This is a genomic window from Gordonia sp. J1A (assembly GCF_055393515.1).
The window spans coordinates 2,374,580-2,398,430 of the sequence record NZ_AP041607.1; the positions used below are offsets into that span (position 1 = coordinate 2,374,580).

Genomic DNA, 23,851 nt, shown 5'->3' on the forward strand with positions numbered 1-23,851 from the left:
CTCTAATGTGCGGATGCTCACCAATGACTCGTCACTTGCTCGATTCCGGCGCGCACGACACCCCACCCACGCGGACGACTCCGATATGTAGTACCCACAAGAGAGGAAATCGTCGCATCGGAAGGCCGCCATCATGACCGTCACAGTCCCGCAGTCCTTCGCTGTCGAAATCGGCGACCTCACACTGCGCGGCGACCACTGGCGCGCGAACGGTTCCGGCCCCGCGGCCGCTCCCGCGCTGCTGCTGCACGGCGGAGGGCAGACCCGCCATTCGTGGGACCGCACCGCCTCCGCCCTGGTCTCGCGCGGACGGGATGTCTACACCATCGATCTGCGCGGACACGGCGACAGCGACTGGGCGCGCGACCACGACTACGGGTTGGAGGCGTTCGTCTCCGACCTGCGCGGCGTGCTCCCGACACTGTCTGGCGCCCCCGTGATCGTCGGTGCGTCGCTCGGCGGCATCACCGGCCTCTGCACCGCGGGCGAGGACCCGTCGGCCGCGGCGGCGCTCGTGCTGGTGGACATCGTGGTGAACGTGGAGCAGACGGGCATCGACCGCATCAAGGCGTTCATGACCGATCACGTCGACGGATTCGCGAGCCTGGAGGAGGTGGCCGACGCGGTGGCGGCGTACAACCCGGCACGAACACGTCCGGCGACCCTGGACGGACTGCGCAAGAACGTGCGACGCCGCGACGACGGACGCTGGTACTGGCACTGGGACCCGCAGTTCATCCGGTCGGGCGACGGCGACGAACCGCGCCGGCACACCGATCCCGAACGCCTGGCCGAGGCCGCCCGGAACGTCACCGTTCCGACGCTCATCGTCCGCGGCGGGAAGTCGGATGTTGTGAGCGACGCCGGCGTGCAGCACATGCGCGCATTGATCCCCCACGCGGAGACCGCCGACGTCAGCGGCGCAGGCCACATGGTTGCCGGAGACGACAACGAGGTCTTCGCCGCGGCGATCGAGGGATTCCTGGACCGTAGCGGTTTGTAACCCAGGCCTTGTCGTACCCCCGCGATAGACTTCGTACATACAATCGGATAGTGAGTGATCGACGACACGGATAGGGGGTGAGTCGGATGGATGCAGATCAGACGGAAGCCGAGCCGTCAACGGCGCTGCCAACAGATCCGGCCACCCTGGTCGCCATGATCGAGGGGGCGACGGTTGCACTCGCCGCTGCCCGGTTCACCGCCGCCACCGAGGAACAGCTCCTCGAGATCGCCGAGGTTCTCGAGCGAGTGCACCGCCGGCTCGACGCCGTCGACGCCGCGCTGCTGGTGGAGGTCTCCGACCGCGGCGCCTACCGCAAGGACGGCTACCTGTCACTGCATCAGTACCTGTCCTCGGGACTGCGTCTGGGCGACGGTGAGGCCCGCCGCCGACGGACCAGCGTTGCCGCGATCGGCCGCTTCACCGGACTACAGGGCCAAACCCTCCCACCGGCGCGCCTGGCCACCGCCGATGCGGTCACCGACGGGGTCATCGGTGCGGCCCACGTCCGGGAGATCGATGCGATCATGGACAGAATCCCGGCCGCCGTCGACCCACTGACGCGTGAACAGGCCGAGGCCCAGTTGGCTGCTGTGGCGCGGGAGCTGACCCCGGACGGCGTCCGAGCCGCCGGGATCCGGCTGCTAGCGCACCTGGACCCCGACGGATCACTGACCGACGAGCGGGACCGCAAGCGGCACCGCAAGTTCGCCTTGATGCCGCAGGACCGGCGGCTGATGAGCAAAGTGACTGCGTCCCTGACCCCGGCGCTGCGGGCCCGCTTCGAACTCCTGTTGGGTTCGTGGGCCGCACCCGGCATGAACAACCCGGCAGATCCGGAGTCTCCACGCGGGGCGTGCGAAGTCGCCGACCCCGCCGCGGTCGCCGCTGCGGCCGAGCGCGACGACCGCACCGCCGGACAACGCGGCCACGACGCCCTCGTCGCGCTGCTCGACGCCGAACGCGCACTGACCGCCGCAACCACCGGGAACGGCCGGCTGTCGTCGCAGATCGTCGTCACCGTCACAGACAAAGAACTGCGCGAGCACGCGGGTGTCGCCTTGACCGCGACGGGTACTCGGCTGCCCGTCGCTGAGTTGATCGAAGTCGCTGCCGACGCGACTCCGCATTTGGCGGTGTTCTCTCACCACACCGGCCAGGCCCTCTACCTGGGTCGGGGACGACGCCTCGCGTCGAAAGCCCAGCGGCTGATGCTCTTCGCCCGCGACCGCGGCTGCACCGCCCCCGGCTGCGCAGCCCCGTTCTCCCGCACCCAGGCCCACCACTTCCCCGATTACGCGGACGGCGGCCCCACCGATGTCGACCACCTCGGGGCCGCGTGCGGCCGTCACAATCGCTCAGTGGGCAAGGCCCTCGGCGACTGGGAGACGATGCTTCTCATCGACGGTCCACACGCCGGGCGCATCGCGTGGCGACCCGTCGCTGCTCGGTACCCTCGGAAAGGGTGGAGGGTCAACCAGATCCACCACGCCGAACTCCTGCCCGATCAGGGTCCGCACGCCCCGCCCGCACCGGGCGACTCCCGCGGCGAGGCCTACCTCGCCCGCCTCATCGCCGCCTGACCGGCGGAGCACCGCGCGCCCCGAGGATCTGAGCGTGGACCGCTCCTACGCGAACGCCTTGCGCACCTGATCTGCGGTGAGCCCGTAGTCCGCGAGCGCGTACTTGTGCTGCGGCCGGCGGTCGCCCGACTTGGAATCCTCGTCGAGCGCGGTCATCGCCCCTTTGGCGGCGTCGGTGAACTCGGCACCGATCGCGTCGTACACGCGCTCCACGGTTCCGAACGGGTCCGCCCTCAGATCGGTGAAGTCGACGTCGACGAACTGCGCCGGGTCGTACTTCTCGCGCGCCCGAGAGAACGCGTGCAGACCGCGCGACCACAGATCGAGTTGCGTCTGCCCGATCCGGTCCCTGGTGAACGCACGCGAGTAGCCCGCCGTCGCCTGCTCGGCGAGGCTGCACATGGATCCGATGATCGTCTCCGGCGCGCGATGTGTCTGCACGATGACAGCGTCGGGATACACCTCCATGATCGCGTCGAGCGCGAAGAGATGGCTCGGGTTCTTCAGCACCCAGCGCCGATCGACGTCGTTGCCGCCGATGAGCTGGAGATTGCGCCGGTGGCGCTCGTAGGCGGGCGTCCAATCCTGCTGCGCGAGCCACTCCGAGTACTCGGGAATGTGCGCGAGCGATTCGTACGAGATCGACATCAGCGACTGCCGCAGCAGTTGCCAGCACTCCTCCACCTCGGCCGCGCCCATGTAGTGCAGCCCCATGAACTCCGGGTTCTCCACGTGATGCTGCGACAACCCGGCGTCTATCCGCTGAAAGACCGGGTTCGCGTCCCATGTCTCGCGCGGAGGCCGCGGCTGCGGGAACTCCGTCAGCCACATCTCCAGCCCCTGATGGGCGGGGTCGGCGGCCAGCAGCCTGTGCAACGCGGTGGTGCCGGTCCGCGGCAGTCCGGTGACGAACACCGGCCGTTCCACCGGCACCCGCACGTAATCCGGGTTGTTCTTCCACCCCGCCTCGCTGAGCAGCCGTGCGATCAGCGCGCCCTTGAGGAAGTAGCGGAACATCTTGCTGCCCAACGGTTCCAGATCGGCGGACTGCGCGTACGACGACAGCAGCACCTCGAGACCTTCGAGGTAGTCCGTGTCGCCGAAGTCGTCGAGGCCGACGGCGCGGATCGCCGCCTCGTGCAGTTCGTCGACCGTGCCGACAGTGGTTCGGGACTCAGTCATGGTATTCACCGCAGTTCACGTCGAGAGTGTGTCCGGTGATCGCCCGCGCGAGGTCGGAGGCGAGGAACAGCACCGCGTCTGCGATCTCCGCCGGCTCCGGCAGCCGTTTCAGATCGCTGCGCGACGCGGTCTGCTCGTAGACCTGCTCCGGGGTGATCCCGTATTTCTTCGCGACCTCGCCGAAGTACCACTTCAGCTGGTCGTCCCAGATGTATCCGGGCGCGACGCTGTTGACCCGAATCCCCTCGCCGCCGAGCTCGGTGGCCAGTGTCTGCGACATCGACAGCAGCGCCGACTTAGCGATCTTGTAGCTGCCGTAACGCGGCTCCGAATGCCGGATCACCATGGAGTTGACGTTCACGATCGACCCGTTCGCCTCGCTCAACGCGGGCGTGAACGCCTTGATGACTCGAAGTGTGCCGAGCACGGTGAGGTCGAGACCGGAAGTGATCTGGTCGAAGTCGGTGCGGCCCAGCGGCTTCATCGACGGGACCGCAAAGGCGTTGTTGACCAGGACGTCGACCCCGCCGAACTCGGCCACGGTGCGATCGACGAGGTTCGCCACCGCGGAATCGTCGGTGATGTCGGTGGGGACGGTCAGCGCCTCGCCGCCCGCCTGCCGGATCTCGGCCGCGATCTCCGCGAGCCGCGACTCGGTCCGTGCCGCGAGCACCACGCGAGCCCCCTGGGCCGCGGAACGCACGCACACCGCACGGCCCAGCGCCGGACCCACTCCGGAGACGACGACGATCTTTCCGTCGAGAAGACCTGCCATTACCCGTCCTGTCTATCCGAGCCTGTCTAGCCGAGCATCCGGCGGGCGAATGCCCGTTGCCGGACCGCGATCCGCTCTGCCCAGCCGGCGGCGTCGATCCGGTTGTCCCGGTAGTACGGCAGATGCGAGGGAACGTCGGCATCGTCCACCACCACTGCCGTCGGACCCTGCTCGGCAGTGATCGGCGCATCGGTCCGCTGCCACCGGAACTGCAGGATGCCGCGCCGCCGGCCGGTGGTCTCCACCCAGTTCGCGATTCCCGGATCGTTCGCCGCAATCACCATCCGGATCATTCCGTCCGGGTCCACCTGAGCCTGAGCCGAGTTCAGCGACGTCTGATGATTCACATAGTCGAGCGAGATGTACCACATGCTGCCGAGCTGAAAGCCCTGGTAGGGCGCATCGGAGCACGGCACGGTCACCACCATCGACCGGCCCGCGGGCAGATCGAAGTGACCGACCGACGAGTACTGAGTCGCCAACCCGCCCGGCGTGGTGCGCGGCGCAGTGAAGGTGTTGACCGGCTCACCGAGGTAGAACCACTTGGGGAAGTTGAACCATGTGTTCACGCGCGAGGTCAGCATCTTCGCCGCCACGGCGTAGCGCTTGGCGATCCGGTCGGTGGAGAGTTCCGCGGGTGGAAGTCCGACGGTGTCCACCCGCTCAATGGTGATCGAACCCTTCTGCTCGGCGGCCCAGTCGCTGTACACCTCCCGGACCGAGAGCATGGTCGCGCCCTCACCCAGCACGAAGTGGGTGCCGTCGGGCGCTCCCGGCCGCTCCGGCCCGAACGTGATCTCGAAACTCCCGTCGTCGGCGATCGGGATCACGCGATCGTCGAAGGCGGTCTCTCCGCCGGGGACCTCATCCGCCGTGTAATTGCCCCGGATCACCTGAAAGGCCAGATCAGCGGTGGTGCCGCGCACGCCCCGCACCACGTACGTGGCCTCGGGAACCACCGTCGCGTGGTAATAGAGCGTGTCCGGGTTGTCGAGCCCCATCTTGGAGTACGGCCCCGTGGAAGTCACGAAATAGGGATGCGTCTTCTCCCCCGCGCGTGCCACCTGGAGAATCGACGAGATGCCGCCCGCCAGATAGTCGAGACCCTCCGCGCGCTCGGCGTCGGTCTCGGCGAAGTCCGCACTGCGCACCAGCGCCTCGGCTTCGGCGATCGCCGCGGTGAACGGCCCGGTGACCGACTCCGCGGGCTCGGTCACAGCCACGTGTCGCCTCCGGTCCAGGTGAGGAAGTTGTCGAGTTCGGCCTGAGCCGGCGTCACCCGCGGATGCTCGGTGGACAGGTAGCCGCCGCGATAGAACAGCAGAGGCTTGTCCTGCAGCACGTCGCCGAGGATCTGAGCCCGCCCGATGACGATCCAGTGGTCGCCCCCGTCGGTGACCGAGTCCACCGAGCACTCCACCCAGGTGAGACTGTGCCGCAGCACCGGCAGCCCCGCGGGCGACGGATCCCAGGTGATCGACTTGAACTTGTCGGCTCCCGGCGCGCCGAAGGTCGCGCTGACATCCTGCTGCCGGTTCGACAGCACGTTGACGCAGAACTGCCCCCGCGCCTCGATCACCGGCCAGGTTCGCGACGTCTTCTGCGGACAGAACAGGACCAGCGGCGGGTCCAGCGACAGCGCCGCGAACGACTGACAGGCGAAGCCGACCGGCTTCTCCTCCTCGTCGAGCGTGGTGATCACCGTGACCCCGGTGCAGAACTGGCCCATCGCGGTCCGGAACTGCCGGGAGTCGAAGTCGTCGGTCCCGTACGGGGAGTGCGGAGTCATGTCGGTTTCCCTTCGGTGGGGTCGGATGCAGTGGGTCGGGTGCAGTGCGGCCGGATGATCGGGCCGAGCGGACGGAGTGGGCAATCGACTCACTCCGCTCGCTCGACCGGCGGAACGGGCTCGGACCTACTTCATACCGATCGTGAAATCGTGACCCCAGAGGCTGACCGCCGTCGATTCGCGGGCGATCCAGTCGGTGTCGTCCACCTGCCTGCCCTCGCAACCGAACTCGACGTCGAAGCCGCCGGGCGTCTTCATGTAGAACGAGAGCATCAGGTCGTTCACGTGGCGACCGAGCGTGGCCGACATCGGCACCTTCCTGCGCAGCGCGCGGTCGTGGGCCAGGCCGACGTCGTCGGAGTTCTCGACCTCGACCATCAGATGCACGATGCCGGTGCTGTTCGGGATCGGCAGGAACGCCAGCGAGTGGTGCCGAGGGTTGCAGCCGAAGAACCGCAGCCACGCCGGCTCCTCACCCTCCTGACGCCCGACCACCTGCGGCGGGAGCCGCATCGAGTCGCGGAGCCGGAAGCCCAGAACGTCCCGGTAGAACATCAGCGCCCGCGCGTCGTCGGTGGTGGTGAGGACGACGTGACCCAGGCCCTGCTCGCCGGTGACGAAGGTGTGGCCGTACGGGCTCACCACCCGGCGATGCTGCAGCGCCACCCCGTGGAAGGCCTCGAGGACGTTCCCGTCGGGATCGGAGAAGACGATCAACTCGTCGACGCGGCGGTCGGCGATCTCCTCCGGGGTACCCTCCCGGAACTCGACGCCCGCGGCGCTGAGCCGGTCACGGACCTCCTGCAGCCCGGCCGCGGTGGCGCACTCCCAGCCCGAGCACGCGAGATGATCGCGATCGGAGGGCACGATCACCAGGCGCGCCGGGAAGTCGTCCATCCGCAGATAGAGGGCGCCCGGGATGGACCCCGAACCCTCCACCATGCCGAGCACCTTCAGCCCGTACTCACGCCACGCGTCCATGTCCGTGGCGTCTATCCGCATGTAGCCGAGAGACCGGATCGGGCTCTGGTCGTCAGTCATGTGTTCGTCGTTCCTCGTCAAGTAGTCGGGCCGTCGCGCTATACCATCGTGTCGCCGATGGGGATGCCGAACTCGCCGTTGCCGAAGGCCTGGTAGGCCCGTTCCGGGTCGTTGGCCGCATGAACGCGGCCGGCGTGGGCGTCGCGCCAGAAACGCTGGATCGGCGTCCCGTTCTCCAGTGCGTGCGCGCCGGAGTTCTCGAAGAGCAGATCGATGGAGTCGATCGCACGCGACGTCGCTCGGACCTGGTCGCGGCGCGCGGCCAGACGCAGTTCCATCGGCACCTCTTCACCGGCGACGATCAGGTCGTACTCGGCCTGCAGATTGCCCGAGAGCTGACGCCACGCGGCGTCGATGTCCGAGGCGGCCTCGGCGATGCGAACCTTGGCGAACGGATCGTCCTTGGCCTTCTCGCCCGCGTAGGCGGCGCGGACGCGCTTGCCCTGATGCTCGACGTGGGCGGCGTAGGCGCCGTAGGCCATGCCGACGATCGGGGTCGAGATGGTCGACGGGTGGATGGTGCCCCACGGCATCTTGTAGACCGGCGCCGTGTTGCGCTCGAGCCCGGGAGCGGCGCCCTTGCTCATGACGCCGAAGCTCAGAACCCGGTGCGTGGGAACGAAGACGTCCTTGACCTCGATGGTGTTGGAGCCGGTGCCGCGCAGGCCCACGACGTTCCACACGTCCTTGATGTTGTAGTCGGTCCGCGGGATCAGGAAGCTGACGAAGTCGACCGGCTTGCCGTTCTTGATGACCGGTCCGCCGACGACCACCCAGTCGGCGATGTCGCAGCCGGACGACCACGCCCAGGAGCCGTTGACCTTGTAGCCGCCGTCGACGACCTCACCCATGCCCATCGGTGCGTACGAGGACGAGATGCGGACATTGGGATCCTCGCCCCAGACGTCTTCCTGCGCCTGCTGGCTGAACAGCGCGAGATGCCAGTTGTGGACACCGACGATGCCTGCGACCCACCCGGTGGAACCGCAGGCCGTGGCCAGACGGCGCACCGCCTCGTAGAAGGTGACGGGGTCGGTCTCGTGACCGCCCCACTGCGCGGGCTGCAGGAGCTTGAAGAAGCCGGTCTCCTGGAGCATGTCCGCGACCTCCGCGGGGATGCGTCGCGCATCCTCCGTGGACTGCGCGCGCTGCGCGAGATCCGGCAGCAATGCATCGATCTTGTCCAGAACCTGCTGCGCGGCTTCGCTCCGCTGTGCTGACATGAGTCACTCCTGTTCGTGTGCCGTCATCGACTTACGACCAATATTAGAACACGTTCTCGTTTTGGACTAGAACACGTTCTCATTCTAGTGGAACATGTTCTACTATCGAGTCAGACGGGCCAGAGCCCGAAACGAGACCGACGAGGAGGCCGAGAAGATGGCTGACACCGACATCCGGGAGATCGACACCGGCACGCCCCCCACCCGATTCGCGCGAGGCTGGCACTGCATCGGCCTGGTGGACGAGTACAACGACGGCGAGACCCACTCGCTGGAGATCTTCGGTACCAAGCTGGTGGTGTGGGCCGACAGCAAGGGCGACATCCACACTCTGGACGCCTACTGCCGCCATATGGGCGCCGACCTGTCCATGGGCACCGTCAAGGGCGACAACGTGGCGTGCCCGTTCCACGGATGGCAGTGGAACGGCAAGGGGCGTTGCGCCGAGGTGCCCTACGCGAAGCGGCACCCGAAGCTGGCCAAGACCCGTACGTGGCCGACGATGATCCGCAACGGCCAGGTCTTCGTCTACAACGATCCCGAGGGCAACCCGCCGCCGGAGGACGTCATCATTCCCGAACTCGCCGAGTTCGGCACCGACGAGTGGACCGGGTGGACCTGGAACAAGCTCGTGATCGAGGGCTCCAACTGCCGCGAGATCATCGACAACGTGGTCGACATGGCGCACTTCTTCTACGTGCACTACGCGCTGCCGGACTACTTCAAGAACGTCTTCGAAGGTGAGACCGCGGCGCAGTACATGAACAGCCACGGCCGCCCCGACGTCGGCATCTCGACCGCCTACGGCGACACCCGGCTGGAGTCGATCGCCGCGTATTACGGCCCGTCTTACATGCTGAACCCGATGGTGCAGTACTACGGTAAGTACTCGGTCGAGACGATTCTGACCAACTGCCACTACCCCATCGACTCGAACTCGTTCGTCCTCATGTTCGGCGTCATGGCGAAGATCCCGCAGGGACTCTCGCCCGAGCAGACCGACGGCATGGTCAAGACGATCACCAAGGGCGTCGAAGTCGGGTTCATGCAGGACGTCGCGATCTGGAAGCGCAAGACCCGCATCGACAATCCGCTGCTGGTGGAGGAGGACGGACCCGTTTACCAGCTGCGACGCTGGTACGAGCAGTTCTACGTGGACGTCGCCGACGTCACCGAGGAGATGACGGGCCGCTTCGAGTACGAGATCGACACCGCCAAGGCTCAGGAGACCTGGAACAAGGAAGTCCAGGAGAACCTGCGGATCCAGGCCGAGAAGGAGGCCGCCGAGGCCGAGGCCAACGATTCCGAGGGCGCGTCGGTCTGATGACTCGCGCCGACGAGCGGGCCGCGGTCCCCGGCTGGGCGAAGGCCCCGCAGTGGGCCGGCGATCCCGAGCGCGTCGCCGCGATCGCCGACGCCACCGCCCGGGACCGCAAGCACTACCTCACCGGCGGCATGACGGACATCGAGTGCCGCACATGCCACGCACACGTGATGGTGAAGAAGACCAGCGCGCACCACACCAGCGTGCAGTGGAACGACGACGCGCTGGCCCGGTGCTCGCAGATCTCCGAGATCCGGGCCTCGGGCGGCAACGCCGCACTGCTGCCCACGTGCCCGCGGCTGTCGGCGAGCATCGATCACGGGGTCGCCGAGGGCATCATCCCGAGCGAGTCCCCGGAAGAGGATCCCGACGGCTACTGGTGAGGTCGGTCTCCCCACAGCCACGCCGCCGATTCTGCTCTGAGCAGAGTCGGCGGCGTCGTCTTCCCCGCCTGGCCTAATTTGGAGTCATGGGAGTCGTCGCGATCGTCCGCACACCATTGCTCCGGGAAGCGCTCGGAGAACATCTGCGCAGCCTTCGGCTCCGGCGGGGCGAACGTCTGGCCGACACCGCCGCCCGCGCCGGAGTGTCGGTGCAGTATCTGTCGGAGATCGAGCGCGGACGAAAGGATCCCTCCAGTGAGATGATCGCCGCCGTGGTCGGCGCCCTGGACACCACATTGGGCGACGTGACCGTAGCGGTCGGCGAGCACCTCCGCGAGACGCAGCCGACCGCGACGGCCCCGGCGCCGTCGCGTCCGACCGCGCTGGCCTGCGCGGCCTGAGGTCACCGCTCGTCGACCACTTGATCGATCAACCCGTAGCCGACGGCGTCGGCGGCGGTGAACACCCGCGTGTGATCGGTGTCGGCGCGCAGTTCCGCCTCGTCGTGCCCGGTATGGCGCGCCAGGATTCGCTCCATCTGCGATCGCACGCGCACCAGTTCGTCGGCCTGGATGATCAAGTCGGGGATCGTGCCGCGTCCCTCCGCCGCAGGCTGATGCAGCACCAGCCTCGAATGCGGCGTCGCGGACCGCTTGCCCGGCGCCCCGGCCGCGAGGAGCACCGCTCCCACCGACACCGCCTGCCCCACGCACGTCGTGGCCACCGGCGGCCGGATGTACTGCATGGTGTCGTAGATCGCGAGCATCGCCGCCGGGTCGCCGCCTTCGCAGTTGATGTACAGCTCGATATCCCGGTCGGGGTTGTCGGCTTCGAGGTAGATCAACTGCGCGACGAGGGCGTTCGCGACGCCCGCGTCGATCGGAGTGCCGAGATAGACGATCCGGCTCGCGAGCAGATGCGAGTAGACGTCGGTGAACCGTTCGCCGGCGGGCGTCCGCTCGACGACGTTCGGGATCGGGTAGGAGCTCATCGCGCAGCCTTCCCCGTGAGGCCGAAACCGGTCCGATCGGCGTGCGGGACCACGTCCGTGAAGTTCCCGACCACCTCGTCGACGAAACCGTAGTCGCGTGCCTGCTCCGCACTGAACCACCGATCGCGGATCGAGTCCTCGAAGATCTGTTCCAGCGGGCGGCCGGTGTCCTCGGCGATCAGGCCCAGGACCGTGTCCCGCGTGTACCGCAGGTCGTCGGCCTGCAACTCCACATCGGCAGCGGTTCCGCCGATACCCGCCGACCCCTGGTGCATGAGGATGCGAGCGTGCGGCATGGCCCGGCGTTTGCCCCGGGCCCCCGCCGACAACAGGAACTGTCCCGCGCTGCAGGCGATCCCGAGAGCCAGGGTCGAGACATCGCACGGCACCACGTTCATCACGTCCCGGATCGCGAGCATCGCCGGAACCGACCCGCCGGGTGAGTGGATCCAGAGCGAGATGTCGGCGCTGTCGTCGGCCGCGGCCAGGGAGAGCATCTGCGTCGCGAGAAGGGTGCCGTTGTCGTCGTCCAACTGGCCGTCGAGTACCACGACCCGCCGCCGATACAGGTCTTGGCGGTCGTCGCGGGTGAAGTGTTGGGATTCATCGGGTTTCGTCATGGCACCAGCGTGCGCCGTCGGACGGTGCCGGTACATGCGGATCTGCCCGCAGCGGATCCGCCGACGGCGGACCCGGCCCCCGCGACCGTCGGCACGCAAGGCGAGACAGCGTGACCGTGGACACCGAAGCGGCGATGGAGAAGGATCTACAGGTGACGTCCATTTCAGCGACAGCCACCGCGAACGAAAGCGAGACCGTCATGCCCTCCTATTCCGCCGCGCCCGGCGCCCCGATCTGGTTCGACTTGATGACCAGCGACGTCGACCGCGCCTCCGACTTCTACGGCACGCTGTTCGGCTGGTCGATCGAGGAGCCGTCCCCCGATTTCGGCGGCTACCGCAACTTCACCGCCGGCGGGTCGCGCGTCGCCGGCCTGATGCCCATGAGCGGCTCCGACAACGGGCCCACGAATGTCTGGTCGGTGTACTTCCGCAGCGACGACGCTAGTGCCACCACCGACTCGGTGACCGCGGCGGGCGGCAGCGTGGTCGTGCCGCCGATGCCGGTCGGCGACATGGGGACCATGGCCGTGTATCTCGATCCGGCGGGCGGGGCGTTCGGCGTCTGGCAGCCCGGAACGCACCCCGGCTTCGTGCGGCGCGGCGAGCCCGGCACACCGTACTGGTTCGACGAGATGTCGATGGACTACGCCGCGTCATCGGCGTTCTACCCGCGGGTATTCGACTGGGAACTGGAGGAGATCGGCGGCGGCTCAGACGGGCCGGGCCGCTACGCGCAGGTGATGGTGACCGGCGGCGACGGCCGCGAAGGCACCGCCGGGATCATGGACGCGGCCGGGATGCTCGGCGACGGGCACCCGTCGTTCTGGCAGGTGTACATCACCGTCGACGACGTCCCCGCCACGCTCGCCGCTGTCGGGAGGCTGGGCGGCGAGATCCTGATGCCCGCCGATGACACGCCGTACGGCGTCCTCGCCTCGTTCAAGGACCCGATGGGCGCCGCCATCTGCGTCGCGACCCCGCCCGCCGGGATGTGACTCACGATCCGTTGCGGACCGAGTGTCGCCGCCGATAGCGTCCCAGACATGGCGAACGACTCTCTGCAACCCGACTGGACTCAGCACGGGGCGGCGTGGGCTGAACAGGACGCGATCTTCGATGCGATCTTCGCTCCGGCCACCCGAGCGCTCGTGGAAGCCGCCGACCTGACCGGCTCCGTTCTCGATGTGGGATGCGGCGGAGGCACGCTCCTGGAGGCGGCGGTCGCCGCAGGCACGGATGCCGTCGGCGTCGACATCTCGCCCGCGATGGTCGACGCAGCGAACCGTCGGGTTCCCGGCGCACGGGCTGTGGTCGCCGACGCGCAGACCGCGGATCTGCGCGGGCTCATCGGCGACCGCGGCTTCGACCGCATCGTGTCGCGATTCGGCGTGATGTTCTTCGACCGTCCGGTCGAAGCGTTCGAGAACATCCGCCGAGCGGCGGCGCCGGACGGTCGACTCGCGTTCATCTGCTGGCAGGAGGGCTCAAGCAACCGGATCTTCAGTCTCGGGACCAAGACACTCGTCTCCGCGCTCGACGAGCCGCCGGAACGTCCGGCGCCGGGCACTCCGGGCCCGCTGGCCTTCGACGACCGCGACTACCTCCGATCGATTCTCGACGGTTCCAGTTGGTCGGAGATCTCCATCGACCCCTTCACATTCGAGAGCGACTACTCGACTCCCGACGGCGCGGGCGGTCGCACGGACGGGGTCGAAGAACGTCTCGCCGTCATCCTCGCCACCAGCAGCGGACAACTCGTCTCCGACCGAGTCCGCGGCACGCTCGGCGAGGCGGGCTGGGCCGAACTCCTCGACCGCGTCCGGGCCGATCTGCGCGCCAACCTCGTCGACGGTGCGGTGAAGCACCCGAATCACTGCTGGCTGGTGACGGCCGCCGCCTGAGTCACGGCCACCGTCAGTCTCGAGCCGCCCTTTCAGTGCGAACGTGTTCTAGTTTAGGCTGTTCTGCAACACGTTCTACTTTGGCGCGATGAGCGCAGCATGCAGACGAAGGGCAGGAAATGACCACCGAAGCCATGAACACCGAAGCCGGCGAGCCGGAGACGTTCGACGTCATCGTGGTCGGTGCCGGCGGCGCCGGTCTCGCGGCCGCGCTGACCGCGGCCAGCAAAGGCCTCAAGACCGTCCTCATCGAGAAGTCGCCGTACTGGGGCGGATCCACGTCGCGGTCCGGTGGTGGCGTCTGGATTCCGAACAACTCGATCCTGCGCCGAGACGGCGTCGAGGACACCCCCGAGGAAGCACGCAAGTACGCCCACGCCATCATCGGCGAGCACGCTCCCGCCGAGCGGATCGACACCTACATCGACCGCGGACCGGAGGCTCTCGACTATCTGATCGCCCATGCACCACTGGAACTCGAGTGGGTCAAGGGATACTCGGACTACTACCCCGAGGCCCCCGGCGGTCGTGCGATGGGACGTTCGGTGGAGCCCAAGCCGTTCGACGCCCGACGCCTCGGCGACGATCTCGCGACGCTGCATCCCCAGTACACCAAGGCACCGCTGAACATGGTCGTCCTGCAGTCCGATTACCGCTGGCTCAACACCGGATTCCGGCACTGGCGCGGCCCCGTCCGAATGGCGAAGGTCGGTGCACGCTTCTTCTGGGCCCGCAGCCGCGGCAAGAAGATGATCGCCATGGGAGCCGCCCTGGCCGCGGAGCTGCTGCTCGGTTGCCGGCAGGCGGGCGTCGACATCCGGCTCAACACTCCGTTGACCGATCTGGTGACCGACAACGGCGCCGTGGTCGGAGTCAAGGTAGGGACGGGTGACGGCGCCGCCACCGAACTGCGTGCCCGTTACGGTGTGATCCTCGGCAGCGGCGGCTTCGAGCACAACGCCGAGATGCGCGCGAAGTACCAGCGCGCGCCGATCGGCAGCGAGTGGACCACCGGTGCACCGACCAACACCGGCGACGGCATCAACGCCGCGCTCGCGGTCGGCGCCGACGTCTCCCTGATGGACGACGCCTGGTGGGGACCCACCATTCCGCTGCCCAAGGGTCCGTGGTTCGCGCTCTCGGAACGCTCGGTGCCGGGCACCTTCATCGTGAACACCCGGGGCGAGCGCTTCATGAACGAATCGCTCCCCTACGTCGAGGCCGTCCACCAGATGTACGGCGGCCAGTTCGGCCAGGGCGACGGCCAAGGCGAGAACGTGCCCGGCTGGCTCATCTTCGATCAGCGCTGCCGCAACCGATACCTGTTCGCAGGCGTCACAGCACGACAGCCGCTGCCGAAGAGCTGGCTCAAGTCGGGCGTCGTCGTGAAGGCCGCGACCATCGCCGAGCTCGCCGAGAAGACCGGCCTGCCCGCGGACAAGCTGCAGGCCACCACCGAGCGCTTCAACGGATTCGCCCGCAGCGGCAAGGACGAGGACTTCCACCGCGGCGACAGCGCCTACGACCACTACTACGGCGACATCACCAACAAGCCCAACCCGAGCCTCGGCGTCGTCGACAAGGCGCCCTTCTACGCCGTGAAGATGGTTCCGGGCGATCTGGGCACCAAGGGCGGCGTCAACACCGACACCGCGGGACGCGCACTGCGAGCCGACGGCAGCGTGATCGAAGGCCTCTACGCCGCGGGCAACACCAGCGCGCCGGTGATGGGCCATACCTACGCCGGTCCCGGCGCCACGATCGGCCCGGCCATGGTGTTCGGATATCTCGCCGCGCTCGACGCCGTCGAGAAGGCCAAGAACGCCACCGTCTCGCACGCAGGAGCCTGATTCATGCCCATCGATCCCTCAGTCGCCGTCGGCGCCGACCTGGGTGAAGTGACGTTCTCGTGGACGCCGCGCGAAGTGGCGCTCTACAACCTCGCCGTGGGCGGGGCCCACGACCCGTTGGACACCGCGGGTCTGCAGTACGTCCACGACTCGGAGCCGAAGGTACTGCCGTCGTTCGCCACCGTCGCGGCGACGTTCAACGCCACCGAGGCACCGAAGGTGTCGTTCCCCGGAGTGGACATCGACCTGTCGAAGGTGGTTCACGGCGCCCAGCAGGTGCGGGTGCACCGGCCGCTGCCCGCGACCGGCACCGCGACCACCCGAACGCGCATCGCCGAGGTGCAGGACAAGGGCTCGGCCGCGGTCGTCATCCAGGAATCGGTCACTCGCGACGAGAACGGCGAGCCGCTCTGGACGGCACGATCGTCGATCTTCGCCAAGGGCGAGGGCGGATTCGGCGGCGAGCGCGGCTCGTCGACCCGGGTGGATCTCCCCGACCGCGCCGCAGACCGCGAGATCCTGGTGCCGACCCAGCCGAACCAGGCGCTCCTCTACCGACTGTGCGGTGATCGAAACCCCCTGCACAGCGATCCGGAATTCGCGTCCGAGGCCGGCTTCCCGCGGCCGATCCTGCACGGGCTGTGCACGTACGGCAGCGTCTGCCGGGCCGTGGTCGACGAGGTCTTCGGCGGCGACGTCTCGGCCGTGGCCGATTACGGTGTGAGCTTCGCCGGAGTTGTGTTCCCCGGCGAGACGCTCCGAGTCCGCGCCTGGGAAGATGGCGACCGACTGCTCGTGGCCACCACCGTCGTCGACCGCGACGACGCACCGGCCCTGAGCAACGTCGTGTTCCTCGAATCCTGACCGAAAGGCTCTGCATGACCGCCTCGCTCCTGCCCCTGCTCGACGCCAACCGCGAAGCCATGGCTTCCGACTTCGCCGACGTCATCGACGCGGAGGTGAAGAAGCAGTCCGGCCTGTCGGGCGCGGCGATCAAGACCGCGTACTCCGCGGCTCAGAAGTTCAAGCCGGGCGTGGTCCAGGTGGCGACGAACAAGATGCTGCCCGACTTCATGACCGCGCTCTCGCCGCTGTGGGATTCGAAGCCCGCGGGCACGCCCTTCGGCGCTCACCTGGCAGCCAACGGCGACCAGGCCGCCGAGGCGCTGCTCGCCGTCACCGACGGACAGGCGCAGAGCGCCCCGTCGGTCCTCGCGAAGGCGTACAAGAGCGTCCGCGGCAAGGCCAAGGGCCACGTCATCGACGCTCTGGACCCGGTGGGCGCGGTCGTCGAGAAGTACGCGGGCTAGTTCAGTGACGACGCGAGCGCGGCTTGATCGTGAAGACGATCAAGCCGCGCTTGCGACTATCAGGAGCAGGACGGTGAGGATCGCGGCGAGAACCGCGACCATCGCGAGCAGACGCCAGATGTGGATTCGGCCCTGCCGGATCTCGGTGACGCCGGACGTCAGCTGGTTGGAAGCCATGGTGATCAACTCTCCCTCGAGATCGTGATCTGTTGTCCGTGTGACCAATGTGTCACAAGTTACAAAAGAAGGCGATGAACAGACCGTGCGTGTCGGGCAAAGAACCAGCAACGATTCGATGACCTTCGCGACGGCGTGGCTGATCCTCGTCGCCTGTCTCGCGGTGAGCCTGGTGGTGGCGGCGATGGCCGCGCTCAACACCGCGCTGCCCGACATCGCCCGCGCCACCGGCGCCACCACCGCGCAGATGACGTGGATCATCGACGGCTACACCTTGGTACTGGCCGCGCTGCTGCTGCCCGCGGGTGCGATCGGCGACCGGATCGGACGCAAGCCGGTTCTGATGATCGGTCTGGTGGTCTTCGGAATCGGCTCACTGGCCGCGGTCTGGGTGGACACCCCCACCCAGCTCATCCTCACCCGCGTGGTCGCCGGCGTCGGCGCCGCGATGATCATGCCGGCCACACTGTCGCTCATCACGGCCGGTGTCCCGCGTGAGAAGCGCGCGCTCGCGATCAGCATCTGGGCCGGCGTGGCCGGGGCCGGCGCGATAATGGGCTTCTTCGTCACCGGGGTTCTGCTCAACTTCTTCGGATGGCATTCGGTCTTCATCACGTTCGCGGCGTCGTCGGCGGCCACCCTCCTGCTCACCGTCACGATCGGCAGTTCGAAGGACGACGCCCCGGGACGGTTCGACTACATCGGCTCGCTGACGTCGATGACCGCGATCGCCGCCGTCGTCTACGGCCTGCTCGAGGCGCCGCATCGGGGATGGACGAACCCGCTCATCCTGATCTGCCTGATCGGTGGCGCGGCGATGATCGCCGCGTTCATCGTGATCGAACTGCGCAGATCCTCGCCTCTGCTCGACGTGAACCTGTTTCGCAACCGCGCTTTCGCCGCCGGTTCCCTGTCGGTGGCGCTGCAGTTCCTCGCCTCCTTCGGCGTCTTCTATCTGCTGCTCCTGCAGTTGCAGCTGGTGTTCGGCTACTCGGCACTCAAGTCGGCGGTCGCGCTGTTCCCGATGGTGGTCGGCGTCGGCGTCTTCGCCATGATCGGGAACCTCGTGGCGGTCCGCTACTCGCTGCGTGCGGTTCTCGCCACCGGCATCGCGATCGCCGCGGCCGGCGTACTCGCGCTCGGGATCGTCGACGCCGACGTGTACTGGAAGCTGGGCGTGATGCTCGGCGTGTGCGCTGTCGGTATCGGGCTGGCGACGGCCCCGTCCACCACCGCGATCATGTCCAATACCCCGTTGGAGAACCAAGGCGTCGGATCGGCTGTCAACGACACCGCCCGCGAACTCGGTGCGGCGATCGGTATCGCCCTGGCGGGCAGCATCCTGGCGGCCGGGTACGACAGACGCATCACCGGCACCGCGCAGGACGTCCACGACCAGCTGGCGACGATCGACCCGGACGCCGCCGAACGCGCCGCCGACGGGGTGCGCGGCTCGCTGGCGGGTGCCGTGGAGGTGGCCGGTCACCTGCCACCGCAGGCGTCTTCGCTCGCCGAGAAGATCACCGAGGGCGCGTATGCGGCGTTCCTGCCTCCGCTGCAGTCCGCCTGTCTGGTGCTCGGTTCGATCCTGCTCGCGGGCGCGGCCTTCCTCGGCTGGTTCGCTCCTCGCGCGGTCCTCGCACCCGAACCCCGCCTCGACGACTGAGCACCTCCGTCCGCCGGGGCCTCTCGCTTCGACGGTCGCCGAGGGGCAGACTGGACTCATGCGCTTCTCGTTCCGCCGGCACCGACCCGTTCAGATCGCAGGCACCACCGTGGCGATCACCGGCGCCGCGCGGGGTATCGGCTTCGCGATCGCCGACCGGTTGACGGCCCTCGGCGCTCGCGTGGCGATCGGCGACCTCGACGCCGACGCGGCTCACCGTGCGGCGGACAGACTCGGCGGAACCGCCCGCGGCTACCGCCTGGACGTCACCGACGACGACTCGTTCGCCGCCTTCCTGGCCGATGCGGCAGCCGACCTCGGTCCGATCGACGTGCTCGTCAACAACGCGGGCGTGATGTGGGTCGGCCCCTTCGACACCGAACCCGCGATCGCCGCCGAGCGGATGGTGGCGGTGAACCTGCTGGGAGTGATCCGCGGTGTGCGCCTGGCCGCGCCGGAGATGCGGCACCGCGGACGCGGCCACATCGTCACGGTGGCTTCAGCGGCGTCGCGTCTCGCTCCGCCGGGCGAATCCTCTTATGCCGCAACCAAACACGGGGTTCTCGGCTACCTCACCGGCGTACGGGAGGAACTGCGCGGCACCGGCGTCGCGATCACCGCGGTGATGCCGACCGTGGTCGACACCGAGTTGGCGGCCGGGACCTCCTCGGGATCGGTGAAGCGGCTGAGTCCGGACGACGTCGCGGCCGCGGTGGTGTCGGCGATCGAGACCAGGCGCTTCCAGGTATGGGTGCCGCGGACCGTCGGAGCCCTGGTCGCGATCTCCGGCGTTCTGCCGCAATCGGTGCGCGACCGCGCCCTGCGTGCCACGGTGCCGAACCAGGTCGCCGCGGTGACGGGATCCTCGGTGCGGTCGGCGTACGAGAAGCCGCTCACGGACGGCGAGTGACGTCCGGCCGATGACATGACGGAGAGGATCGTCCGAATCGACCTGCTCCTGCGGGTAATCTGACGGGCATCGCAGGGGCACCGACCTTCAGGGGGCACGGATGAAGTGCACCTTCACGGCCGACGCGCGAGCGTTCACGATCACCGCACTGGCACTCCTGACGGCAGCGGCGCTGTCGTCATGCACACCGGGCGACGAGTCCGCACCGACCAGTTCGCTGAGCGGCATCTCGGCCATCGCACCGCCGCCGGCGCGCACCTCCACCGTCATCGTCACGTCGATCCCGCTCACCGGCGAGACCACCTCGTCGGCCACCACCGTCGACACGGCCCCCTACGCCGTTTCCGGGCAACCGGGAAGCTACCGATGGAGCTATGCGCGAGATCCCCTTCGCGAATGCGTACTGCAGCCGGCGGGGTCCGGCCTGCCGCAGCGCATCACCTGCGCCGCCCCTTACCCCGAGGACGCGCCGAGTATCCGCATCGGCGCATTCGACGGGCCACCGAACGCGATCACGTTGACCGCGCAGGGAACCGAACCGACGATCACCGAAGGCGGGCCGACCCCGGCCCCCGCGCTGACGGCCGGACACCGGCTGACCTTCGGCGACCTCTCGTGCACCGCGCTGCCCGGCGACGCGATCACGTGCACCTCACCGGACGGCTGGTTCACCGTCGCGAACGGCGTGCTGACCACGTCCTGAGCGGATCAGCCACGGCGGTCGGCGTAGACGGCCTCGTAGCGCTCCTTCTCCCGATCGGCTCGCGCCTGCTGTCGCTGGGTCAGCGGGGAGTTGCCGAGCCCGTGCTTACGCATGCGGAGAACCCGGTTCTGATCCATGTACGACGCGGAGAAGATCAGCGCGAGCAGCACCGCCAGCAAAACCATCAGGCCGCGGATCCACATCTCGCCGCCGAACGCGAAGAACATGACGAGGTAGAGCGGCAGAAAGCAGAACTGCGAACGGATCAGGTGACGGAGGGTCGCGGTCCGGCCGGTGAGGTCGTTGCGCACCCACTCGCGCTTCGACTCGGGGAGCGTGCCCCCGTAGGCGTAGACAACCCATTGAATCGGATTCGGGCGACCGCTCATCCTGAAAACCTCCGTTGTTAGATCGTGCACTACTCAATATTGCACTATCTATCACGCGATTCAATAGCGCCCTATGAAATAGTCGTAGACTCGTGTCATGGCCCACATCCCCGGTAATCCCCTCCTGCTGGAACGGCAGGTCTGCTTCGCGCTCGCCCTCGCCAACCGATCGGTGCTCCGGGTGTATCGACGGCTGCTGGAACCGCTCGGCCTCACCCACCCCCAGTACCTGGTGATGCTGGCGCTGTGGCAGCACGCACCGCTGCCGGTCAACGAGATCGGCCGGTTACTGCAGCTCGACTCGGCGACTCTGTCCCCGCTGCTCAAGCGCCTCGAAGCCGACGGCGTCATCGAACGACGACGCAGCGACGACGACGAACGCAAGGTGGAGATCCATCTCACCGAGGCCGGTGTGGCACTGCGCGAGCAGGCACTCGACATCCCGCCGCAGGTGGTCGACGCCCTGGGCGGAGACCTGGAACTGCTCGGCGAACTCCACGCCGTTCTGACCAAGGTGAACGCGGCCGCGGTGGCCGCCGAAGCCAGGTGACCGGAGATCACCGACCGCGACCGACGCACTCGTACACCGCCGCCAGATACTCGTTGGGCTTCGCAGCGCCGACGAGTTCCGGCGACATCTTGTTCATCACGTAGGCCACGGCGAGGTCGCGGTCGAGATCGGCGACCACCACCGAACCGCCGAACCCGGTCCACCAGCAGACCCGTCCCTCCGGGACGCCTGGCATCACCGCACCCGGAAGCGCCCAGCCGAGACCGAAACGCACCGGTACACCGAGGACTCTGTCGACGCCGTCCGCCTGGACGTCGAAGATCCGCTCGAGAGTGGTGCGCGACAGCGCCGCTCGCCCGCCGACGGCACCGCCTCCGGAGACGAGCGACGCGAGCCGAGCCACCGACCGGGCGTTCCCCTGGCCGTTCGCCGCTCCGATCTCGGCCGCGAGGAAATCGGGGTCGGTGACGATCGACGGCGCGAACGCCGGGTTCAGGAGCGTTCGGCGGATCAGGCTGTCGGGCGGAATCGACGAGTAGTCCGCCGCCGCGGATGACGGAGCGACCATCGAGGCGAACCGCTCCGGCGCCTCGTCCGTCACTCCGATGCGGTAGTCGGCGCCGAGCGGACCGGCGAGTTCCTCGGCGAAGAACCGTCCGAGGCTCGAGCCGGTGACACGCCGGACCACCTCCCCGAGCAGGGTCCCGAAGGTGAGCACGTGGTAGCCCGAACCCGCGCCGGGCGTCCACCAGGGCTCCTGCGCGGCCAGCAGCGCCGCCGCCTCCTCGTGCGAGTAGATGTCGCTCAGGCTGATGTTCGCATCCCAGCCTGCGACGCCGCTCGTATGTCCCAGCACCTGCCGGACCAGGACGTTCTGCTTGCCCGCCGCCCCGAACTCCGGCCAGTAGCGGGCGACCGGCGCATCGAGATCCACCTCCCCGCGATCGGCGAGCAGCAGGACCGCGAGCGCCGTCATCGTCTTGGTCAGCGAATACGTGTTCGCGAGGGTGTCGCGTTCCCACACACGTCCCGAGGGCACGTCGGCCGTGCCGCCCCAGAGATCCACGACCATGTCGTCACCGGAGACCACAGCGAGGCAGGCACCCACCTCTTCGCCCGACTCGAGCTTGGCGGCGAACAGATCCCGCACCGGCTCGAACGCGGACACGCACGTTCCCGAGACCGTCATCGTGCGGCCACCGGGCGCTTGGCGCGTTCTCGCCCGGCCGCGAGTTCGGCCAGCAGATCCACTTTGTACCGCGCGAAATCGACCTGAATCGTGTGGCGCGGCGCGTTGTAGTACTGCCCCAGGTGACGACGCTCGTCTTCGACGATCGCCTTCCGCATCTCGGCGCGGGACGGCAGCACGTACCGGCCCAGAAGATGATCGGCGATCAGTTTGCTCTGCTGCTCGGCCAGATTGACGATCGTGGGAGACGACTGCGCCAGGCCGGCGTAGTACAGATCGTCGACGTCCGGATGAACGATCCGCTTGAACAACGGGAAACGATGCTGCGCATCGGGCATCAGCGCGGGATCGTCGAAGAACGGGAACGCCATGCGATAGCCGGTCGCCATCACGATCACGTCGACCGTCACCCGGCGGCCGTCGGTCAGGATCACGGCGTCACCGTCGAGACGCTCGATCGCAGGTACGCAGGTCAGGTCACCGGAACCGGACTTGGCCAGGAAGTCGATGCTCACCGAGGGGTGCGCCGACAGCGGTTCGTGATCGGGCTCGGGCAGACCGTAGTCCTGCATCCTGCCGATCGACTTCTTGATCGACCGTCGCGCGATCGCCAGACCCAGCTTCTTCGGCATCCACGGCGGCATCATCATCTTGTCGGCGGGCTTGCCGCCGCGGTACTTCGACAGCACCCATACGCCACGCCGCGCCGAGACCCAGACGTGTTCGGCGACGGAGCGGTTGGAGAGTTCGGAGGCGATGTCGAGCGCCGAGTTGCCCATCCCGACCACCATCACGCGCTGACCGTGCATGTCGATCGGAGCGAACGGGCTGCGGTAGTCGTGGCTGTGGATGATCTGCCCGTCGAAGCTGCCGGGGTACTCCGGGACGAACGGATTCCAGTGGTGACCGTTGGCGACCACCAGGGCACCGTACTCGCGGCGCTCCCCGGTGCTCAGGGTCAGCGTCCAGCCGCCTCCCGGTTCACGGTCGGCCTTCTCCACCGCCGTGTTGAACGTGATGGTCTCGCGCAGCCCGAAGTGGTCGACGTAGTCGCGGAAGTACCGGTGCATCAGCGTGTGGTGCGGAAAATGCGGCCAGTCGCGCGGCGCCGGGTAGTCGTCGAACTCCAGCCGGCTGGTGGACGTGTCGATGTGGAGCGACTGGTAGCAGGCCGACATTCCGTTCGGGTTGTCGTAGTACCAGTTGCCTCCGACGTCGTCCGACATCTCGAAACAGTCGTACTCGATGCCTTCGTCCTTGAGTCGCTTGGCCGTGGTGAAGCCGGAGCAGCCGGCGCCGATGATGGCGACGCGATCGCGTGTCATGCT

Annotated in this window: 26 protein-coding genes; 14 read left to right on the forward strand and 12 right to left on the reverse strand. The window is 67.9% G+C overall.

Annotation, left to right across the window (positions count from 1 at the left end):
* The first annotated feature begins 133 nt into the window (after positions 1 to 133).
* Positions 134 to 1,003: an alpha/beta fold hydrolase gene (locus tag ACZ5QD_RS11075; RefSeq protein ID WP_062365994.1), complete on the forward strand. Its 870-nt coding sequence runs from the start codon at positions 134 to 136 to the stop codon at positions 1,001 to 1,003.
* 86 nt (positions 1,004 to 1,089) lie between these two features.
* Positions 1,090 to 2,586 (forward strand): HNH endonuclease signature motif containing protein, encoded by a 1,497-nt coding sequence (locus ACZ5QD_RS11080; protein WP_464366749.1) that lies wholly within the window; start codon positions 1,090 to 1,092, stop codon positions 2,584 to 2,586.
* Between the two features lie 45 nt (positions 2,587 to 2,631).
* Here ACZ5QD_RS11080 and ACZ5QD_RS11085 read toward each other — a convergent pair whose 3' ends face one another.
* The 6 genes from ACZ5QD_RS11085 to hsaA all read right to left on the reverse strand — a co-directional run bounded on the left by ACZ5QD_RS11085 (position 2,632) and on the right by hsaA (position 8,596).
* Positions 2,632 to 3,768 carry a sulfotransferase family protein gene (locus ACZ5QD_RS11085; RefSeq protein WP_062365998.1) on the reverse strand — a complete coding sequence of 379 codons (1,137 nt, stop codon included), beginning with the start codon at positions 3,766 to 3,768 and terminating at the stop codon, positions 2,632 to 2,634.
* Positions 3,761 to 4,543, reverse strand: coding sequence for an SDR family oxidoreductase (locus ACZ5QD_RS11090; RefSeq protein ID WP_062366001.1), 783 nt, complete (start codon positions 4,541 to 4,543; stop codon positions 3,761 to 3,763). Before ACZ5QD_RS11090 ends, ACZ5QD_RS11085 begins: the two co-directional genes overlap by 8 nt.
* A 26-nt stretch (positions 4,544 to 4,569) precedes the next feature.
* On the reverse strand, positions 4,570 to 5,766 hold the full coding sequence (locus tag ACZ5QD_RS11095) for a hypothetical protein (protein WP_375003650.1): 1,197 nt from the start codon (positions 5,764 to 5,766) through the stop codon (positions 4,570 to 4,572).
* Entirely contained in the window at positions 5,757 to 6,332 is a 576-nt protein-coding gene (hsaB, locus tag ACZ5QD_RS11100) for a 3-hydroxy-9,10-secoandrosta-1,3,5(10)-triene-9,17-dione monooxygenase reductase subunit (protein ID WP_006897258.1), read from the reverse strand. Before hsaB ends, ACZ5QD_RS11095 begins: the two co-directional genes overlap by 10 nt.
* A gap of 126 nt (positions 6,333 to 6,458) precedes the next feature.
* On the reverse strand, positions 6,459 to 7,373 hold the full coding sequence (gene hsaC, locus ACZ5QD_RS11105; protein WP_375003648.1) for an iron-dependent extradiol dioxygenase HsaC: 915 nt from the start codon (positions 7,371 to 7,373) through the stop codon (positions 6,459 to 6,461).
* Between the two features lie 38 nt (positions 7,374 to 7,411).
* On the reverse strand, positions 7,412 to 8,596 hold the full coding sequence (hsaA, locus tag ACZ5QD_RS11110) for a 3-hydroxy-9,10-secoandrosta-1,3,5(10)-triene-9,17-dione monooxygenase oxygenase subunit (protein ID WP_006897260.1): 1,185 nt from the start codon (positions 8,594 to 8,596) through the stop codon (positions 7,412 to 7,414).
* A gap of 157 nt (positions 8,597 to 8,753) precedes the next feature.
* On the opposite strand from hsaA, the gene ACZ5QD_RS11115 reads away from it, so the two are divergent.
* The 3 genes from ACZ5QD_RS11115 to ACZ5QD_RS11125 all read left to right on the forward strand — a co-directional run bounded on the left by ACZ5QD_RS11115 (position 8,754) and on the right by ACZ5QD_RS11125 (position 10,704).
* Positions 8,754 to 9,920: a Rieske 2Fe-2S domain-containing protein gene (locus ACZ5QD_RS11115; RefSeq protein WP_039867754.1), complete on the forward strand. Its 1,167-nt coding sequence runs from the start codon at positions 8,754 to 8,756 to the stop codon at positions 9,918 to 9,920.
* The gene (locus tag ACZ5QD_RS11120) at positions 9,920 to 10,303 is read left to right on the forward strand and encodes a hypothetical protein (RefSeq protein ID WP_006897262.1); all 384 of its coding nucleotides are present in this window, start codon (positions 9,920 to 9,922) and stop codon (positions 10,301 to 10,303) included. Before ACZ5QD_RS11115 ends, ACZ5QD_RS11120 begins: the two co-directional genes overlap by 1 nt.
* An 86-nt stretch (positions 10,304 to 10,389) precedes the next feature.
* Positions 10,390 to 10,704, forward strand: a complete 315-nt coding sequence (locus ACZ5QD_RS11125) for a helix-turn-helix domain-containing protein (protein ID WP_006897263.1) — start codon at positions 10,390 to 10,392, stop codon at positions 10,702 to 10,704.
* Between the two features lie 2 nt (positions 10,705 to 10,706).
* On the opposite strand, the gene ACZ5QD_RS11130 is transcribed toward ACZ5QD_RS11125, so the two are convergent.
* Positions 10,707 to 11,294 carry a ClpP family protease gene (locus tag ACZ5QD_RS11130; RefSeq protein WP_006897264.1) on the reverse strand — a complete coding sequence of 196 codons (588 nt, stop codon included), beginning with the start codon at positions 11,292 to 11,294 and terminating at the stop codon, positions 10,707 to 10,709.
* A complete protein-coding gene (locus ACZ5QD_RS11135) occupies positions 11,291 to 11,914 on the reverse strand; it encodes a ClpP family protease (protein ID WP_006897265.1) in 624 nt (207 codons plus the stop codon). Before ACZ5QD_RS11135 ends, ACZ5QD_RS11130 begins: the two co-directional genes overlap by 4 nt.
* Before the next feature lie 200 nt (positions 11,915 to 12,114).
* Here ACZ5QD_RS11135 and ACZ5QD_RS11140 point away from each other — a divergent pair, with 200 nt between their 5' ends.
* The 5 genes from ACZ5QD_RS11140 to ACZ5QD_RS11160 all read left to right on the forward strand — a co-directional run bounded on the left by ACZ5QD_RS11140 (position 12,115) and on the right by ACZ5QD_RS11160 (position 16,978).
* Positions 12,115 to 12,912 carry a VOC family protein gene (locus ACZ5QD_RS11140; RefSeq protein ID WP_062366120.1) on the forward strand — a complete coding sequence of 266 codons (798 nt, stop codon included), beginning with the start codon at positions 12,115 to 12,117 and terminating at the stop codon, positions 12,910 to 12,912.
* Positions 12,913 to 12,960: 48 nt separating this feature from the next.
* Complete coding sequence (locus tag ACZ5QD_RS11145) at positions 12,961 to 13,818, forward strand: class I SAM-dependent methyltransferase (protein ID WP_062366005.1); 858 nt, start codon at positions 12,961 to 12,963, stop codon at positions 13,816 to 13,818.
* A 134-nt stretch (positions 13,819 to 13,952) separates the two neighbouring features.
* Positions 13,953 to 15,668: a 3-oxosteroid 1-dehydrogenase gene (gene kstD, locus ACZ5QD_RS11150; protein ID WP_464367267.1), complete on the forward strand. Its 1,716-nt coding sequence runs from the start codon at positions 13,953 to 13,955 to the stop codon at positions 15,666 to 15,668.
* A gap of 3 nt (positions 15,669 to 15,671) precedes the next feature.
* Positions 15,672 to 16,532, forward strand: a complete 861-nt coding sequence (locus ACZ5QD_RS11155) for a MaoC/PaaZ C-terminal domain-containing protein (RefSeq protein ID WP_433821772.1) — start codon at positions 15,672 to 15,674, stop codon at positions 16,530 to 16,532.
* 14 nt (positions 16,533 to 16,546) lie between these two features.
* Positions 16,547 to 16,978 carry a DUF6918 family protein gene (locus ACZ5QD_RS11160; protein ID WP_464366750.1) on the forward strand — a complete coding sequence of 144 codons (432 nt, stop codon included), beginning with the start codon at positions 16,547 to 16,549 and terminating at the stop codon, positions 16,976 to 16,978.
* A 39-nt stretch (positions 16,979 to 17,017) separates the two neighbouring features.
* Here the strand turns inward: ACZ5QD_RS11160 and ACZ5QD_RS11165 are convergent, their stop codons facing one another.
* A complete protein-coding gene (locus tag ACZ5QD_RS11165; protein ID WP_156150444.1) occupies positions 17,018 to 17,155 on the reverse strand; it encodes a hypothetical protein in 138 nt (45 codons plus the stop codon).
* Between the two features lie 118 nt (positions 17,156 to 17,273).
* Between ACZ5QD_RS11165 and ACZ5QD_RS11170 the strand changes: the two genes are divergently transcribed.
* The 3 genes from ACZ5QD_RS11170 to ACZ5QD_RS11180 all read left to right on the forward strand — a co-directional run bounded on the left by ACZ5QD_RS11170 (position 17,274) and on the right by ACZ5QD_RS11180 (position 20,434).
* On the forward strand, positions 17,274 to 18,821 hold the full coding sequence (locus tag ACZ5QD_RS11170; protein WP_006897275.1) for an MFS transporter: 1,548 nt from the start codon (positions 17,274 to 17,276) through the stop codon (positions 18,819 to 18,821).
* Between the two features lie 58 nt (positions 18,822 to 18,879).
* On the forward strand, positions 18,880 to 19,731 hold the full coding sequence (locus tag ACZ5QD_RS11175) for an SDR family oxidoreductase (RefSeq protein ID WP_006897276.1): 852 nt from the start codon (positions 18,880 to 18,882) through the stop codon (positions 19,729 to 19,731).
* A gap of 100 nt (positions 19,732 to 19,831) precedes the next feature.
* Positions 19,832 to 20,434 carry a hypothetical protein gene (locus tag ACZ5QD_RS11180; protein WP_464366751.1) on the forward strand — a complete coding sequence of 201 codons (603 nt, stop codon included), beginning with the start codon at positions 19,832 to 19,834 and terminating at the stop codon, positions 20,432 to 20,434.
* Positions 20,435 to 20,439: 5 nt separating this feature from the next.
* Here ACZ5QD_RS11180 and ACZ5QD_RS11185 read toward each other — a convergent pair whose 3' ends face one another.
* Entirely contained in the window at positions 20,440 to 20,823 is a 384-nt protein-coding gene (locus tag ACZ5QD_RS11185; RefSeq protein ID WP_006897278.1) for a DUF5313 family protein, read from the reverse strand.
* A 97-nt stretch (positions 20,824 to 20,920) separates the two neighbouring features.
* Here ACZ5QD_RS11185 and ACZ5QD_RS11190 point away from each other — a divergent pair, with 97 nt between their 5' ends.
* The gene (locus ACZ5QD_RS11190; protein WP_006897279.1) at positions 20,921 to 21,373 is read left to right on the forward strand and encodes a MarR family winged helix-turn-helix transcriptional regulator; all 453 of its coding nucleotides are present in this window, start codon (positions 20,921 to 20,923) and stop codon (positions 21,371 to 21,373) included.
* 7 nt (positions 21,374 to 21,380) lie between these two features.
* On the opposite strand, the gene ACZ5QD_RS11195 is transcribed toward ACZ5QD_RS11190, so the two are convergent.
* On the reverse strand, positions 21,381 to 22,523 hold the full coding sequence (locus ACZ5QD_RS11195) for a serine hydrolase domain-containing protein (protein ID WP_006897280.1): 1,143 nt from the start codon (positions 22,521 to 22,523) through the stop codon (positions 21,381 to 21,383).
* Positions 22,520 to 23,848 carry a flavin-containing monooxygenase gene (locus ACZ5QD_RS11200; RefSeq protein WP_278124937.1) on the reverse strand — a complete coding sequence of 443 codons (1,329 nt, stop codon included), beginning with the start codon at positions 23,846 to 23,848 and terminating at the stop codon, positions 22,520 to 22,522. The genes ACZ5QD_RS11195 and ACZ5QD_RS11200 overlap by 4 nt, the downstream gene beginning before the upstream one ends.
* Positions 23,849 to 23,851 lie beyond the last annotated feature (3 nt).

What these genes read in the sequence shown, in the direction of transcription:
- ACZ5QD_RS11115 (WP_039867754.1), top strand. Translation starts at nt 8,754, where the DNA reads ATGGCTGACACCGACATCCGGGAGATCGACACCGGCACGCCCCCCACC.
- ACZ5QD_RS11085 (WP_062365998.1), bottom strand. Translation starts at nt 3,768, where the DNA reads ATGACTGAGTCCCGAACCACTGTCGGCACGGTCGACGAACTGCACGAG.
- hsaB (WP_006897258.1), bottom strand. Translation starts at nt 6,332, where the DNA reads ATGACTCCGCACTCCCCGTACGGGACCGACGACTTCGACTCCCGGCAG.
- ACZ5QD_RS11170 (WP_006897275.1), top strand. Translation starts at nt 17,274, where the DNA reads ATGACCTTCGCGACGGCGTGGCTGATCCTCGTCGCCTGTCTCGCGGTG.
- ACZ5QD_RS11125 (WP_006897263.1), top strand. Translation starts at nt 10,390, where the DNA reads ATGGGAGTCGTCGCGATCGTCCGCACACCATTGCTCCGGGAAGCGCTC.
- ACZ5QD_RS11075 (WP_062365994.1), top strand. Translation starts at nt 134, where the DNA reads ATGACCGTCACAGTCCCGCAGTCCTTCGCTGTCGAAATCGGCGACCTC.
- ACZ5QD_RS11160 (WP_464366750.1), top strand. Translation starts at nt 16,547, where the DNA reads ATGACCGCCTCGCTCCTGCCCCTGCTCGACGCCAACCGCGAAGCCATG.
- kstD (WP_464367267.1), top strand. Translation starts at nt 13,953, where the DNA reads ATGAACACCGAAGCCGGCGAGCCGGAGACGTTCGACGTCATCGTGGTC.
- hsaA (WP_006897260.1), bottom strand. Translation starts at nt 8,596, where the DNA reads ATGTCAGCACAGCGGAGCGAAGCCGCGCAGCAGGTTCTGGACAAGATC.
- ACZ5QD_RS11135 (WP_006897265.1), bottom strand. Translation starts at nt 11,914, where the DNA reads ATGACGAAACCCGATGAATCCCAACACTTCACCCGCGACGACCGCCAA.
- ACZ5QD_RS11120 (WP_006897262.1), top strand. Translation starts at nt 9,920, where the DNA reads ATGACTCGCGCCGACGAGCGGGCCGCGGTCCCCGGCTGGGCGAAGGCC.
- ACZ5QD_RS11130 (WP_006897264.1), bottom strand. Translation starts at nt 11,294, where the DNA reads ATGAGCTCCTACCCGATCCCGAACGTCGTCGAGCGGACGCCCGCCGGC.
- ACZ5QD_RS11090 (WP_062366001.1), bottom strand. Translation starts at nt 4,543, where the DNA reads ATGGCAGGTCTTCTCGACGGAAAGATCGTCGTCGTCTCCGGAGTGGGT.
- ACZ5QD_RS11165 (WP_156150444.1), bottom strand. Translation starts at nt 17,155, where the DNA reads ATGGCTTCCAACCAGCTGACGTCCGGCGTCACCGAGATCCGGCAGGGC.
- ACZ5QD_RS11195 (WP_006897280.1), bottom strand. Translation starts at nt 22,523, where the DNA reads ATGACGGTCTCGGGAACGTGCGTGTCCGCGTTCGAGCCGGTGCGGGAT.
- ACZ5QD_RS11190 (WP_006897279.1), top strand. Translation starts at nt 20,921, where the DNA reads ATGGCCCACATCCCCGGTAATCCCCTCCTGCTGGAACGGCAGGTCTGC.
- ACZ5QD_RS11175 (WP_006897276.1), top strand. Translation starts at nt 18,880, where the DNA reads ATGCGCTTCTCGTTCCGCCGGCACCGACCCGTTCAGATCGCAGGCACC.
- ACZ5QD_RS11145 (WP_062366005.1), top strand. Translation starts at nt 12,961, where the DNA reads ATGGCGAACGACTCTCTGCAACCCGACTGGACTCAGCACGGGGCGGCG.
- ACZ5QD_RS11180 (WP_464366751.1), top strand. Translation starts at nt 19,832, where the DNA reads ATGAAGTGCACCTTCACGGCCGACGCGCGAGCGTTCACGATCACCGCA.
- ACZ5QD_RS11155 (WP_433821772.1), top strand. Translation starts at nt 15,672, where the DNA reads ATGCCCATCGATCCCTCAGTCGCCGTCGGCGCCGACCTGGGTGAAGTG.
- hsaC (WP_375003648.1), bottom strand. Translation starts at nt 7,373, where the DNA reads ATGACTGACGACCAGAGCCCGATCCGGTCTCTCGGCTACATGCGGATA.
- ACZ5QD_RS11185 (WP_006897278.1), bottom strand. Translation starts at nt 20,823, where the DNA reads ATGAGCGGTCGCCCGAATCCGATTCAATGGGTTGTCTACGCCTACGGG.
- ACZ5QD_RS11080 (WP_464366749.1), top strand. Translation starts at nt 1,090, where the DNA reads ATGGATGCAGATCAGACGGAAGCCGAGCCGTCAACGGCGCTGCCAACA.
- ACZ5QD_RS11200 (WP_278124937.1), bottom strand. Translation starts at nt 23,848, where the DNA reads ATGACACGCGATCGCGTCGCCATCATCGGCGCCGGCTGCTCCGGCTTC.
- ACZ5QD_RS11140 (WP_062366120.1), top strand. Translation starts at nt 12,115, where the DNA reads ATGCCCTCCTATTCCGCCGCGCCCGGCGCCCCGATCTGGTTCGACTTG.